At 53.1% G+C, this 14,850-nt stretch carries 11 protein-coding genes; 3 read left to right on the plus strand and 8 right to left on the minus strand.

The genetic code is table 11. The features are described 5' to 3' along the window. Window positions 1-182 precede the first annotated feature (182 nt). A protein-coding gene (locus tag ACZ5BW_RS06175) for an IS3 family transposase (RefSeq protein WP_464538878.1) occupies window positions 183-1,294 on the minus strand; the annotation gives its coding sequence in 2 pieces (ribosomal slippage) (window positions 183-1,039 and window positions 1,039-1,294; 1,113 coding nt in all). A gap of 161 nt (window positions 1,295-1,455) precedes the next feature. Between ACZ5BW_RS06175 and ACZ5BW_RS06180 the strand changes: the two genes are divergently transcribed. Beyond that, the gene (locus tag ACZ5BW_RS06180; RefSeq protein WP_464543390.1) at window positions 1,456-2,223 is read left to right on the plus strand and encodes an FkbM family methyltransferase; all 768 of its coding nucleotides are present in this window, start codon (window positions 1,456-1,458) and stop codon (window positions 2,221-2,223) included. Window positions 2,224-2,448: 225 nt separating this feature from the next. Here the strand turns inward: ACZ5BW_RS06180 and ACZ5BW_RS06185 are convergent, their stop codons facing one another. Together ACZ5BW_RS06185 and ACZ5BW_RS06190 are read right to left on the minus strand one after the other, a co-directional pair. Beyond that, a complete protein-coding gene (locus ACZ5BW_RS06185; protein WP_464543391.1) occupies window positions 2,449-4,212 on the minus strand; it encodes an ABC transporter ATP-binding protein in 1,764 nt (587 codons plus the stop codon). A gap of 229 nt (window positions 4,213-4,441) precedes the next feature. Beyond that, window positions 4,442-4,669: a hypothetical protein gene (locus ACZ5BW_RS06190; protein ID WP_464543392.1), complete on the minus strand. Its 228-nt coding sequence runs from the start codon at window positions 4,667-4,669 to the stop codon at window positions 4,442-4,444. A 420-nt stretch (window positions 4,670-5,089) separates the two neighbouring features. Between ACZ5BW_RS06190 and ku the strand changes: the two genes are divergently transcribed. Together ku and ligD are read left to right on the plus strand one after the other, a co-directional pair. Further along, on the plus strand, window positions 5,090-6,004 hold the full coding sequence (gene ku, locus ACZ5BW_RS06195) for a non-homologous end joining protein Ku (protein WP_464543393.1): 915 nt from the start codon (window positions 5,090-5,092) through the stop codon (window positions 6,002-6,004). A 15-nt stretch (window positions 6,005-6,019) separates the two neighbouring features. Continuing rightward, window positions 6,020-8,572 (plus strand): DNA ligase D, encoded by a 2,553-nt coding sequence (gene ligD / locus ACZ5BW_RS06200; RefSeq protein WP_464543394.1) that lies wholly within the window; start codon window positions 6,020-6,022, stop codon window positions 8,570-8,572. 21 nt (window positions 8,573-8,593) lie between these two features. Here the strand turns inward: ligD and ACZ5BW_RS06205 are convergent, their stop codons facing one another. From ACZ5BW_RS06205 to ACZ5BW_RS06225, 5 genes are all read right to left on the minus strand, one after another. Next, entirely contained in the window at window positions 8,594-9,628 is a 1,035-nt protein-coding gene (locus ACZ5BW_RS06205; RefSeq protein WP_464543395.1) for a methyltransferase, read from the minus strand. A 39-nt stretch (window positions 9,629-9,667) separates the two neighbouring features. Continuing rightward, entirely contained in the window at window positions 9,668-10,162 is a 495-nt protein-coding gene (locus tag ACZ5BW_RS06210; RefSeq protein WP_464543396.1) for an SRPBCC family protein, read from the minus strand. Between the two features lie 111 nt (window positions 10,163-10,273). Next, window positions 10,274-11,194: an SDR family oxidoreductase gene (locus tag ACZ5BW_RS06215; protein ID WP_464574198.1), complete on the minus strand. Its 921-nt coding sequence runs from the start codon at window positions 11,192-11,194 to the stop codon at window positions 10,274-10,276. Window positions 11,195-11,445: 251 nt separating this feature from the next. Next, window positions 11,446-13,437 carry an AsmA family protein gene (locus ACZ5BW_RS06220; RefSeq protein ID WP_464543398.1) on the minus strand — a complete coding sequence of 664 codons (1,992 nt, stop codon included), beginning with the start codon at window positions 13,435-13,437 and terminating at the stop codon, window positions 11,446-11,448. 214 nt (window positions 13,438-13,651) lie between these two features. Beyond that, the gene (locus ACZ5BW_RS06225) at window positions 13,652-14,374 is read right to left on the minus strand and encodes a Crp/Fnr family transcriptional regulator (RefSeq protein WP_464543399.1); all 723 of its coding nucleotides are present in this window, start codon (window positions 14,372-14,374) and stop codon (window positions 13,652-13,654) included. Window positions 14,375-14,850 lie beyond the last annotated feature (476 nt).

Raw genomic sequence — 14,850 nt, forward strand, 5'->3', positions numbered from 1 at the left:
CTTGAAAGCCTCGAAAGAGGGAATCCAGAACTATCGCATATGATTTCCGCTTTCGCTGAAGTGATGATTGAGCAACCTGTAGGCGGAGCCGCTCACCCTGTTGATAATCCGCACCAGGGAGTTGCAGCAAAAATATCTGGGCTCCGGGATGACGTCATCCCCGAAAACCGGACGGTTTAAAACTACAGGCGGACCGCTTCGTTGGTTTGATCTGACCTCTTTTTGACGAACTCGCTCGGGGTCAGGTGGCCGAGTGAGCCATGGGGACGGTGGTGATTGTAATCGTCCTGCCAAGCCTTCAGTTTCTCACGGGCATCGTGCAATGTAACGAATTCGTGGACATTGAGGAACTCATCGCGCAATCGGCCGTTGAAGGATTCGATCAGCCCATTATCCGTGGGTTTGCCCGGCCGCGTGTAATCGAGTTTGATCCCCCGGCGATATGCCCACTCGTCCAGGGCCTTGGACGTGAACTCCGTGCCGTTGTCCACGGTGATTGCTTTGGGCCATCCACGCTGTGCTGCAAGCCGGTCCAGGGCTTGACCCACGCATCGCCCGGACAGCCTGAAGTTGGCCTCCAGGCACACACTCTCGCGACTCCACTGATCAATGACGGTGAGGATGCGAAATGCCCGGCCATCGAGCATCTGGTCGTGGACGAAATCCATGCTCCAATGCTGATTCGGGCCGGTGGGTGCCTGAGGCCTGCCGCGCAGCAGCGCAATGCGCTTGCGGCGCTTGACCTTCATGCGCAGTTGCAGGCCTTGCTGGCGATAGAGCCGATATACACGCTTCTTCCCCACTTGCCAGCCTTCGCGCTTGAGCATCACCAGCACCCGCAGGTAGCCGAACCTGGGACGGCTCATGGCGATATCGCGAATGCGCTGGCATAGCGCACTTTGATCACGCGCCCTGCTCCTGGCATACCAAACCGAACGCGCTAGCTGCGCCAGGCGGCATGATCTCTGCACACTGATTTTGAAGCGCTCCTGCATCCAGGCTGCCAGCTCGCGCCGCTTGGCAGCCTTCAGAGCTTTTTTCGCACCACCTCCTGCAGAATCTGCTTGTCCAGCGTCAGGTCCGCCACGATACGTCGCAGCCGAACATTCTCATCCTCGATCTGCTTGAGCCTGCGCAGCTCGCTCACACCCAAATCCGCGTACTTCTTCTTCCACGTGTAGAACGTGGCCTCAGACACACCGATCTGCCGGCACACATCGACCACCGCTGTGCCGCTATCGGCCAGTCGCAGCGCATAAATGATTTGCTCCTCTGTGAATCTCGACTTCTTCATCGCTTCTCCTTTGCCTCTCATGAGGCCTTGGAAGCAATCCTACCTCCAGTTTTAACCTGTACCGATTTTCAGGGGAAACGTCAGGGACCATAAACCGGATATCCTTCGCCCTTCACCTGTTTTCTGTTTTCATCTCTACTAACAAATTACGGTCGGCGTAGATGTCTTCATTTTTCATGGATGTTTTATCCGGATGCGCGGTAGCGCTGTACAGATTGAAGGGGGGCTACACGAAAGTCAATGTCAAGGGTCAACCCATACGTATCGGGGTGGATAACTTTCGGACACTCCAGCGGGCAAAAACGTATTCCATGAAAGAACCTGATACCCTGGACTGGCTTGACAGTTTTGAACCCGGTTCCTGCTTCTTCGATCTGGGCGCGAATATCGGCCAGTATTCCCTGTATCCAGCAAAGAAATACGGGAAGGACATCCATGTATATTCGTTCGAGCCCCAATGCGCCAATTATTATTTATTGAATAAAAACATTTACCTCAACAAGCTCGAGAAAAATATTACCTCCTATTGCGTGGCTGTTTCCGGAGAGGAAGGCTTTTCGAAACTTTATATTCCCAAATTCATAGGCGGCGGAAACCGTTCCCAGTTCGGAAAAGAAGATTTGAAGAATATGAAAAAACCCGCCGCGCATATTCAGGGCATGTTCGGCGTGACACTCGATGACTTATGTTCAAAATGGGGATTCCCCTATCCCAATTACATCAAAATCGATGTGGATGGCATCGAGATAGCCATCATCCGGGGCGCCGGGAATGTGCTCAGGAATCCGGCACTGAGGTCCGTCATCGTCGAGCTGGGGACAGTCGAGGAGCAGCAGGAAGCGGTAGCGCTGATGGAACAGGCGGGTTTGAAAGTCAGACTCAAAACCACCCGAAATTGGGGTGAAACCTGCTTCGTGTTCGCAAAATAGGATTGATCAACTTCTCTTTGCCGACTCGTCGATTCACTTGTCCTGAGCCTGCCAGAGGGCCTGTCCTGAGCCTGTAAGGGGCTTGTTCTGGGCACTGTTCGCGCCTTCGATCCTTCGACAGACTCGGGATCAGGGCGAACGGAGACGAAGGGTTCAGGGTGAACAGGGGAGGACAAAGATTGGGACAGATGGAGACGAAGACTCAGGTAAGCAGCCGTTGATCGCTTAACGCGAAACGAAAGCCGCTTCCCTGTGAGACAGGGAGGAAGTATCCCGTCCCGCGGGTGCGTAACGAGCTGCCTCCGCCGGCTGCATCCGTTCCGCTTTTCCCTTGGAAAGCGCAAAAATCACATCCGCTGCGCTGATCAGCGCTGGCTGGTGGGAGACGGCAACAATCGTGAGTTCCTGTGTGAGGTTTCGCAGTGTTTCACAGACAAGTCGTTCACTTTCCGGATCGAGTGCACTCGTCGGTTCATCCAGTACCAGAAAGAGAGGCCGATGAGCCAGCGCCCGGGCAATCGCAATGCGTTGGCGCTGCCCTCCGGATAACAGGCCGCCACGCTCACCGACGATGGTATAGAGGCCATCCGGCAATCCACTGACGAACTCCCATGCGCCAGCCTGGCGCAGGGCTCTTTCCGCATCCGCTTCAGTCAGTTCGGGGGCGCCGACGAGAATATTATTGAGAATACTGTCATGCAGCAGGACGTTCTCCTGGGCGACATATCCGATCATGCGGCGCCAGACACGTGGATTGATGTCACGCATGGGCACGTCATCCACCAGGATTTCGCCTGATTTGGGGTCCGCCAGGCCGCACAGGAGATCCAGCATGGTGCTTTTGCCGACTCCCGACGGTCCGGCTATGGTGGTGAACGACCTGACCGGGATTTCGAGATTCAGGTCCTGAAAAATCGGCTTGGTGTCGTAATCGAAATTGACGTGGCGCAGGCTGATGCCTTTTTCAAGCGTCGGTTCGCGCGTGCCTGATGTTCTTTCCGCTGCGGCGCGCGCTTCTGCAACAGCGGTACGCAAGGCCCAGTAGGCGCTTTCCTGCGCCATCAGATTCTGGTATTTCCTCTGCGTTTTATTGAGCAAACTGAGGAGCCGAGTCAGAAGAAAGACCATCACCATCACCGAGGGCAACGAGAGCCCCCATACTTCCAAGGCCAGATAAAGGCCGATTGCCATCAGTGTGGCGAGGATAGGCTCCTGCAGGGCCATCAGGGCTTCACGCGCGATGATTTCCCGCCGGGTAGCCTTTTCCAGTTGCTGGGTCTGGTCGCGCAGGATCGCTTCGGCTACATTGTCTCTCGCCATGGCCTTGAGCGATTTTACTGAAACGAGCACATCCGAAAGATACGTCAGCAGGTTTCGCAGCAGGTGAGTCTGCCTGGTTCCCGCCTTGCGTGTCGCACGAATCAACCGGTGCAGCACCTGCATCATGATGATGCCCGCCAGAATGGAAGTAAGGGTGGCCTCCCATGAAATAAACATGGCCACGGTTCCGTAGACGACAACCTGTACGGCCAGCGCGAGTACAGTAACGCTGTGCTCAAAGCCATTGGCTGCCCGGTAGGCTTCGGTGGCGACGGAATTAGCCAGGGAACCCATCGGCTGGCGCAGGTAATACTGCCAGCGGCTGGCAAGCAGCGCGTCGATCAGTTCGAGGCGGAGGACGGTTGCCACATGGGCGACCGCATAACCGACCTGCCTATTCGCCATCAATAATATGAGGCTTTTGAGGATCATTCCTCCCACGATGATCAGCAGCATGGCGCCTATGGTGGGAGAAATCCCGATGTTCTGGAGAACTTCGGCGATGTGCCGACCCATGTCCGAACTGGCGGAATCGCCGACAGCGATCGAAAGGAGTGGAAGGAGGGCAGTGAGGCTCAAGCCTTCTGCAATGCCTGCCGCCAGAAGCGCAACCAGGACGTATGCAGTACGCCTCGGGGAAAGCATGCAATAGGCAAAGAGAGTTCGCATAAATTGGGCCACAGACTACGAGGTTATCATAACCTAAATTACGGACACGGTCTTGAAAAAACCCTTATATTAACGAGGAATTCAATGGGGGAATTCGACCCCAAAGCTGGGTGTGATGGAGGGTTATTGCAGGGGAAAGGACAGACAGTGAAAGTGGGTTACGTATTCTGAAGCAACGGATCGGGCGGAATTGCGAACAGGATGTGCTTGTGCGCTTGTTCCGGATTATTCAGTCGGTCTTTCGAGCTCCGCGGATATTGATTGTTGCCAGGGCAAGCTGGAGACCGAGAACCGCGAATGCTTCGATGTGCCATCCCCAGATTACCCATAACACATTGCTGATGAGAGAAAGCAGAAAACCGGCATGACGCATCCGCCTGGTCTGGTAGGTCAGGAGCCAGACCGAAAGAATATTGATCACCATGGCAGGCCACTGTAGCAAATTGAAGTAATCCATATTCCTCTGATGCTCCTGAAAACAAGCTGTGCTCCAGTCGATATTATGTAGATTATGTATTATGTTAAATTAAATGCATAAAAAGCGTTAAAGAGCGTTAAAAAGCGTTAAAGAGCGTTAAAGAGCGTTAAAGAGCGTTAAAGAGCGTTAAAGAGCGTTAAAGAGCGTTAAAGGGCATGAAGGCCGATATGCTGCCCGACACAGCTTTTTCGCACCCCGCGATCAGGGGTTCGCCTCCAGTTCCGATCATCTCATCCATAGACCAGCAGTTCCGTTCGAAAGAACACAAATCAGAGTGGCAGAGTGGAAAAGGCTTGTATTTTCCAGGGTGCGCAATCGCACATACAAATGGAGGAGGGAAGAGCATGATCTATATTTGGATATTTGCCTCTGAAAAGGGGTTCACTTCTCCGATCAATCATGGTTGCATCTGCTTCAACCCGGGCTTTATGGAAGGGCGCCATCAGTTTTGGACTGGTGCATATTCCCGTAGCCCTTCATGCTGCAACGGCAGAGCAGGGTTTGAATTTCGACTGGCTGGACAAGCGCAGCATGGATCCCGTCGGCTATAAACGCATCAACAAGAGGACCGGGAAAGAGATCGATAAGGAAGATATCGTCAAGGGAATCGAGTACGAGGATGATCATTACGTGGTTTTGAGCCAGGAGGAGATTGCCTCCGCTTATCCCAAGGCCACGCAGACGATTGCGATCGAAATGTTCGTACCGGCAGCCGATATTCCCTTCATCTATCTGGAGCGTCCCTACTATGTCACACCCGCCAATAAAGGCGAAAAGGTTTATGCGCTTTTGCGTGAAACCCTGTCCAGGACCGAGCGCGTCGGCATTGCTCGAGTGATTATCCAGACAAAACAGCACCTTGCCGCTCTTATTCCGTCCGGCCGCGCATTGGTTCTTAATCTGTTGCGGTGGGGGAATGAAATCCGCAGTTGGGAAAACCTGAGTTTTCCGGCCGAGGGCGCCAAGGAGGCCGGCATTACCGATAAAGAATTGAAAATGGCTGAGCAGTTGGTGATGGATATGAGCGGCAAATGGGACCCGGATGAATTTCATGATTCGTTCAAGGACGAAATCATGAAACTCGTGAAGGAGAAGGTCGAAACGGGTGATATACAGACCGTGGCTCAGCCGGAAGAAGTCGAGTTACAGCGTGGCGGCGCGCAAATACTCGATCTCACTGAATTGCTCCAGCGCAGCTTGAAGAAGCACACAGATAACGAAGACCGTGACCGGAGACCTGCCAGAAAGCCCGTCAGGTCGACGACTGCCTCATCTGCACCTGCCCGCGGCGCGCATAAGCGCCGGGCAGTATAGGGCGGATTCCATAGAATGAGAAATGAGGACTCGCTTAAAACTTACCGTGCCAAACGTGATTTCTCGATAACACCCGAGCCGAGCGGGATTGCCAGCGGCAAGACAGCCATCAAGAGCACTGCCAAGGTTTTGTCCTTTGTTGTCCAGAAGCACTGGGCAACGCGTCTGCACTACGACTTCAGGCTGGAACTGGAGGGAACGATGAAGAGCTGGGCCGTCCCCAAAGGCCCCAGTTTCGACCCTAACGACAAACGCATGGCGGTCCACGTCGAAGACCATCCCGTTTCCTATAACAGTTTTGAAGGCGAGATACCCTCAGGTCAGTATGGCGCCGGTAAAGTCATTATTTGGGATAAGGGAACCTGGCTTCCTCTCGAAGATCCCCACAAGGGGTATCGTGACGGCAAGCTGAAATTCGAGCTGCGCGGGTTCAAGCTGAAAGGGCACTGGGCCCTGGTGCGCATGAGAAAGGAGGAAAACAAAAAGCAGGAACCCTGGCTGTTGATAAAAGAAAAAGATGAATATGTCCGTTCGTCGCGGGAGTACAGCGTGGTGGACGAAATGCCGGACAGTGTGGCCGAACTCGACCTGCCAGAGCCTTCCAAAGCTCCCGCAACGTTGGAAAGCGGATCATTCAAAGGCAGCTCGATATCGCGGAAGGGAACGAAAACGGCCTTGCCGGACAATGCGCGCAAGGCCGAGCTTCCGCGCACCTTAACGCCGGAGCTCGCCACGCTTGTGGATGAACCTCCTGTCGATCCGGAAGAATGGATTTACGAAATCAAGTTCGACGGGTACCGGATGTTGAGCAGAATAGAGGGAGGAGAAGTTCGCCTCATAACGCGGAACGGAAACGACTGGTCCCGCAAGCTGCCGCATCTGGTAAAAGCAATAGGGAAGATGAGATTGAAGTCGGGGTGGCTCGATGGGGAAATTGCGGTGCTGGACGCAAATGGCCTTCCCGATTTCCAGTCGTTGCAGAATGCCTTCGACAGTGCGCATACCGAGCGCATCATTTATTACCTCTTCGATGTGCCCTTCTATGATGGGTACGATTTGCGGGATGCTTCCCTTGTCGAACGCCGCACGTTACTGCAAAAGCTGTTTGAGGCACCCATTCCTGACGAAATACGCTTCAGCGATGTTTTCAATGCCTCTCCAGCAGAAATTCTCGATTCCGCTTGCCAGCTTGGACTGGAGGGCGTGATCGGCAAACGCAAAACCTCCGTTTATGTCTCGCGCCGCTCTCAGGACTGGATAAAGCTCAAATGTAAAAACCGCCAGGAATTCGTTATCGGCGGGTATACAGATCCTAAAGGTACGCGAAAGGGTATCGGATCTTTGCTGCTCGGCTTTTATGATGAAGACCGAAAACTCAGATATGCGGGAAATGTGGGCGCGGGATTCAGCGATAAGACGCTGCAGGACCTCAAGTCAAAGCTGGACAGGATTGCTTCGGAAGATTGCCCCTTTGTGAAAGCGAGTGGCATCGATAAAAACGCGCACTGGGTCGAGCCCCGGCTGATCGCAGAAGTCTCCTTCGGTGAATGGACGCGAGGAGGTCACATTCGCCACTCGGTATTCCACGGTTTGAGATCGGACAAAAAGGCGGACGTCATTGTTCGCGAGAAGCCCGTGCATCCTGTCGCGAAATCCGCGTCTGCAAGCGCCATTCCAAAATCCCTGAAAGTGACGAACCCGGACCGCGTCATCGATCCCTCCACCGGGTTTACAAAGATCGATCTCATACGCTACTACTCACTGGTAGCGCCTTTGATGTTGCCCCACCTCGCACAGCGCCCGGTCTCGCTCGTGCGCGCCCCCGAAGGTGTATCGCGCGAGCTCTTTTTTCAGAAGCATTGGGAGAAAGAGAACATGCCGGGGGTCGAGCAGCTTGATCCGTCGCTCGACCCTGACCACCCTCCGCTGCTCGAAATCTCAACCGCTGAAGGCCTTCTTTCCGCAGCGCAAATGAACGTGATCGAGTTCCATACGTGGAACGCCACCAGGAATGCCATTGGCAAGCCTGACAGAATCACGTTCGATCTGGATCCCGGCAGCGGAGTCGAATGGCCACTCATCCAGGAGGCAGCACAGCTCGTCAATGTCTTTCTCAAGGAACTGGGGTTGAAATCTTTCCTGAAAACGAGCGGGGGTAAAGGCTTGCACATCATCGTGCCGATCAGGAGGCTGCACGATTGGGATACGGTGAAAGGTTTCTCCCAAGCCATCGTACAGCATCTGGCCAAAACCATTCCGACACGTTTCGCCGCAAAAAGCGGCCCGCGCAACCGGGTGGGAAAGATCTTCATCGATTACCTGCGCAATGGGTTCGGAGCCACCACCGTATCTGCCTGGTCAGTACGCGCACGGCCCGGATTGGGCGTTTCTGTACCATTGGCATGGGAAGAACTCTCCTCGCTGAAAAGCAGTGCGCGCTGGTCCGCCTCCAATATTCATGAACGCCTGGATAAGGGTAATGACCCCTGGGCCGACTACGCAGAGATGAATCAGTCGATAGTTCCTGCCATGAAAAAGCTGGAATTCAACCCTTCATCCAAGGCATGAAGGGCGCTATCAGGACAGATCTCAGGGCTTCACTCCTGTAACCAGGCTGTAGTAACCGAAGGCAGGATGCACTTCGATGTCCTGAAATCCCGCGTCCGTCAGCATTGTTGAAAGCTCCCTGCCAGAATATGATCTGCCTTCCGTCCATCCCATCATCAGCATGCTGAAGGCCCCGGCCGCAAACGGTCCAGTCTTTTCATCGTTGTAAAGCATGCCATGGATGATGATGCGGCCTCCGGAAGGAAGACTGTTGAAGCTTTTAGCGGTGAGGAAATTACATTTTTCCGGAGGCCAGTCATTGTAGACCGTGGAATAAAAGTGAAGATCGGCTGCAGGCAACGTGTCGCTCCACATGTTTCCTTCCTGTGTCCGGATACGATCCTGCAGACCATGGCGGGCGATGAATTCCTGGGCGATCTCGCAGACAAGCGGGAAATCAAAAACGATGGCCTGCAACTGCGGCCATTTTGATACGGCTCCAATTGAATGAGCGCCTGAGCTTCCTCCGATATCGAGCATTGTCTGGTGGTTGGACAGATCAAGGATACCTGGCCAGTAGAGGGCCGAGGTAATACTGAAACTGTACATGCCGCGGCTAAACCTGCGTACTTGCTCCGCCTGCTCCTCGGGAGATTGATGATATATGCCTGCCCCTCCATAAACCTGGGGACTATCCGAAAGAATTGCTTTTTTCAGGCTGGCAAAGGAGTGTACCTGATCGTCGTCGATCATCAGATCCCAGAAATAGCCGAAATAGTTTGGACTGGTTTCCAGCAGATAGTGCTCCGCAATTGGCGTGAGGGAGTAGCGGCCATTCTGAAAGGATAAGAAACCGGCTGCGGTTGCAGTGGTTAAAATGGCTTCAGCGGGCCGCGCCTTGATATTCAACTTGTCGCAGATTGCGGTGAGCGGCAGCGGCCCGTCGGCGAGCAGGGGAAATATTTTCAGCTTGTGCGCCAGCAGTAATGCAGGGTAGCCATAGACTCCAAGCACGACATCCCAGAGGGGCCGGTCGTCTTCTATCTGCTTGGGTGTGTTCATGGAATTTTGGACCATTGCGGATTCCTCGGGCGGGAATGATGGAGACACGTTAGCTCACGCGACTGGTTCGCTTTCTACCAGGCGCTTTATATTTTGTACTGTTCGTTCCGCGCCGCTCTGCACCGCGGTCCTGATCATTGGTTCAAATGGGCGCATTACCATCTGGATCTCGAGTAATTCGAACTTAAAAAAAAGCTTGGCTGAGCCTGGATGATGCTCGTCCTGCAACTCGTAGATGCAGCGAAAGGGGTCGGAGATGCCTGCGAATGCCAGACGGCGATCGGGCTCATAAATCGTAATCCTGAACTTTGATTCCGAACGATGTCCCTGGTCAACTCGCACCTGCCGCGCGATAGTTCCGAGGCAGACCGGACCACCGGTGAGTTGCTCGAGTTCTTTCACCTCCGGTGACCATCTGGGGTAGTTCAAAAAGAGATTTTCACCAATAAATTTGAACGCCTGTCTGGCCGGACATTCAAGAAGAATGCTCGCCTTGCCCACTACTGGCTCGGAGGGGCCCAGGTTGAACATCGACCCTAAATTGAACATCTCGGCTCCTTCCTTCCATCTCGAGACGGAATTTATATATCCTGTTGAATAGTACTATTCCTGCGACGCCTATCATATCAGGAGAAACTTCCCACGTTTCGCAGTTATTTTCTAGCCGTTTACGATATTGCCGCCATTAGGATGCAGCACCTGTCCGGACATGTAGGAGCAGTCCTGAGAGGCCAGAAAGACATAACAGGGGGCGACTTCATCAGGCTGTCCAGGGCGTTTCATCGGAACGTTCTTTCCAAAATCGTCGACTTTATCCGGAGGAAAAGTGGCAGGTATCAACGGAGTCCATATGGGACCGGGCGCAACCGCATTTACGTGTATTCCCTGCTCGATCAACTGGAGCGACAGGGAGCGGGTAAACGCGACAATGGCACCCTTGGTGGCGGAGTAATCAACCAGATGGGGACTTCCCTTGTAGGCGGTGACAGAGGTGGTATTGATGATGCGTGCTCCTTTTTTCAGGTGCGGAAGCACGGCTTTCACCATATGGAACATGGAAAATATGTTCGTGCCGAAGGTTTTCTCGAGTTGCGCCTTATCGATATCGAGAATGCTTTCCTGAACATGCTGCTCGGCGGAGTTATTCACGAGTATCTCGACATGATGAAAGGTGGAAAGCGTTTTTTTCACTACCTCAGCACAGAATTTTTCGTCCCCCACATCACCCGCTACTAAAATGCATTTTCTTCCACATTTCTCGATTTCTTCTTTAGTATGTCGAGCGTCCTCATGCTCTTCGAGATATGCGATTGCAATATCTGCTCCCTCCTTTGCGAAAGCAATGGCAATAGATCGTCCAATGCCACTATCCCCCCCGGTAATGATCGCAACTTTTGACTCCAGTTTACCGCTTCCATGATACTCGGCCATGCTGGAATCAGGTTGAGGGTGCATTTCAGTTTGCAGCCCGGGTTGGCGTGGTTGATGCTGCTTTGGAATGTCATTGCCTTTTTTCTCGTCCTTCTCGGTATCATTGGTCATGGCTCTCTCGCTGATCTGGTTAAGCCCGTATCCGGGCATATTGTCTTCCCCAATTGTTGGAAGATTTGCGGTTCTTTTCGATAATCTGGTTAATGAGTAGGAGACAAGACCAGGTCATTGAAGCGCTTTCTTACCATTGCCTATCATTTCGCAGAAAATAGTCAATTTTCTACAGTTGTAATTTTTACTCCGTTCGCTTGCACACCAAGACCGAAAGTGCGCTCCCTGAGTGGGAGGCGAGCAAGCAAGATAAGCAGGGGAGGCAGCCATATCAGAAATATTCCCTGGTATTACTTTGACCTGGACGCTTTGGAATGATCCTCGCCTTTCTTATCTTTGACTCCAGCCGCGCGCTTCGCTGGCGTTTCCACTGAAGCGATCAACGCCCTGCAATTGGCGTCCTCGGCCAGTCCGGTTTCAATGGTCGGGATGAGTGCTGCTAAAGGTGTCGCAAGAACTCCCAGTAAGACCGCTGCCCCCGCGCGTATGGCCAGTATCTTGTCGGGAAGGATTGTGGGATCCTTGAAGGTGCCTTCTATGTGAATAGGGGTGCGAAGGCTCAGGATGCTGACATCTTTGGCTTGGGGAGATAGTTTCATGTCAATCGTTTCTTCAGCTAGGCTTATCTGTCCTTCACCGACAATTTTGGTATCGGTGGTGTCAATAACGAAAGCTTTGCTGCTCATGATGCCTTTCTTGATATCAAAGTCGATTACCCCGCACCTTACCGGCACGTTTTTGTCTCCGGCAAACAGGAGCTTGATGATCTGGCCCCCATCAAGTCCGATCACTTCCAGCAACAGCTTGCTGATCTGACCGCCAGACATGATCAGCCCAAAATCACCATCGGCCGAACCCAGCAATGCACCGACGGACTTGCCGTGACTTTTGATATCCATTGCACCGCCGATCAGACCCGTGCTGCTCTTCGTGATTTCGAGCTTGGGAAAGAGCTTCGGCAGTTGCAGGCGCTTGACTTCAATTTTGACTTCGCCGTCAGGCACCTCCTTGCGCGCATTTATCTTGATATTGGAAACGATATTCCCGCCGGCAACAGCAAAGTTGACAGGATCCAGCGTCAACAACCCATCGTCGATTTTCAGGCGACTTACGAGATGCTCCACCGGCAGTTCCTTGTTGCGGATCGATTCTCCACTGAACTTTACGTCGGCGTCCATTGCTTTCAGGCGATCCACCCGGAACTCCTGGTCCGGTAGAAGACGATGCCGCTGTTCCTTTATTGATTCCTTTTTTTCCTTCTTTTCCGCGGGCGTATCCTGTGGTTGGGGGCCTCGCCGCGCCCCAATAAAACCCTGAAGATCACCCAGGTCGAGAACTTTCGATACCAAGTCGCCGCGAAGCAGGGGACGTTCGCCACCCATTTCGAACAGGATGTTGCCGCCAAGATCGCTGTTGCCCACTTTTCCGGAAAGTCCCTTCATGGACCACTCGGTGTCATGGTGCAATACTCTCCCGGAAATATGGTATGGCGGCGAGGGGAAAATGACGATGCCGGTTACCGGGTAGAGCGCCGATAAATCCTCTCCGTGTAAATCCAGCTTCAAGTCCACTTCCGCCATCTCGGCCAGCCCTTTGATCGTCCCGTCTGCACTTGCGCGCGTTGTTCCGACCTCGGCACTTGCTTTGATCGGATAGGGAACAGCCTTATCCGCAAGTGACATTATCTTGCCACCTTGGGCTCTCATTGTGAATTTCAGGTCGGTAAATTTACCTTCCGCTGCCACATGAAGGGGCAGTTCTCTGGCATCCATCGCTGAATCCGTGAATACATCGGCTGCTATATCTGTCTTGGTCTTCGGATCACGGAAGAGGACTTTTCCCTGATCCAAAGTGAATTGGCCAATTTGAGGCAGTTCCATCTTTTTTTCTTCTTTTTTCAGGTCCCAATTTCGCTTCCCATCCATACTTTTTTCCAGGAGTACCCGGGGCCGCGTGATGGATAGCTCGGGCAACACGATGTCGCCGGACAGGAGGTCCCATAGACTGATTCGCACAGCAACCTTATCCACGGCAACCATGGGTTGTTCGGTTCCCCACTCGGCATTTGCAAGCGAGAGTCCTTCAACGCTGACGAGGGGATTGAGCGAAAGGTTTACATCGAGATCGCCGCGAATTGTAAATTCACGGCCTGTCTTCTCCGTAACCTGCCGTTCGATATAGGGTTTTAGCATATTCCAGTCGAACCATAGGACGAATGCTATGACAAGCAGCAGCAATGCAACGCCGGAGACCGATAGTATTTGTCTGGTACGGACTTTCATGGGAAGACGAGTTCCTGGTTCTGCAGCAGAAGAAGACAGATTCATGATACTTCTGCCCATACCACGGTTCGGTACGTCAGCGCACACTGGGAGGGCTGCAGCGAGTACCTGCAACCGAGTGCGGATTTGGGTGCCGCCTGAACTGAAATAAACTGAGATAAATGCGGTAGGGGGATGCAGAACTCAGGGGCGAAGGGGGAGAAAAGGCCGACAGTTAGGGCTTTCGCACGTCACGAAAGAGGCGATCAAACTCCTTCTTGACGACGTCATAGCATTCGCAGACATGTTCCTGCAGCCCTACGCGGTTGAGGACGGTAATATGTCCTCGACGGTAGCGGATGATTTCGGCGTGTTGCAACTTGCCAGCAGCCTCGGTAATGCCCTCACGGCGCACGCCCAGCATACTGGCAATGAGTTCCTGAGTCATGACCAGTTCCTGGGAGTTCAATCGATCGAGCGTCAGCAGCAACCAGCGGCACAACTGCTGTTCGATCGTGTGATGTCGATTGCATACAGCGGTCTGGGAGATCTGTGTAATGAGCGCCTGGGTATAGCGCAGCAATACGCGCTGCAGCGGGCCTCCCTGATTGAACTCCTGCAGCAGGAGAGCGCCCTTCAGGCGGTAACAGTAGCCAGCCGTCTGAACCGTTGCCCAGGTAGGCGTGTTCTCACCGCCCATGAACAACGAAATGCCCAACATACCCTCATTCCCTACGCCAGCAACTTCTGACGATGAACCATTTTCCAGAATATAGTGCAGAGAAATGATGGCCGACGTAGGAAAATAGACATGGGAGAGGCGCCCACCGGATTCGCACAGCACATCGCCAAGTGGCATATGAATCAGTTCCAGATGGGATTTCAGACGTTCGAGTTCAGCCGGGGGCAGAGCGGCTAGAAGGTGGTTTTGGTTGAACTGTGGCGGGGGACTTTGCATCCGCTAGTAGGCTAGTAGAAGAGAGAAAGTCTCATGAAGTCGGGCGTGGCCTGGGTATACTGAAAGAAATGTGAATGCATTAAAAGGATTTCACAAGTTTGCCGGCTGCAAGATACCCGTTCAGACCTATGATAGCATTTCTTTCCAGGAGATCCCGATGTGCGCGGCGAGGTTTTGAGTATTCCATCTTACCGGTTGCCATATTGTGCGCTAGCGTACATACTACGGATGAGCTATTCGTTTATCATTTTCCTGCTTGAAAAAAATGCCTGCAAAGATGGTTGTGATCTGCGTCGGAAAGACGTTTGCATCGTTCAAGCCGGTTTCTTTATACATCGACCCGATATCCAGAGAGAATTGCAAGAGGACTTGGGATTGGAAATTGTAACGATGTTCCCTGTGAAATCCCGGTAATAATTTCATGCGGCCCACCCCAGTGAGGTAACAGGCCCTGTGAAGACACCCGATAGAGAAGG

The organism is Nitrosospira sp. TNL300, from assembly GCF_055385915.1.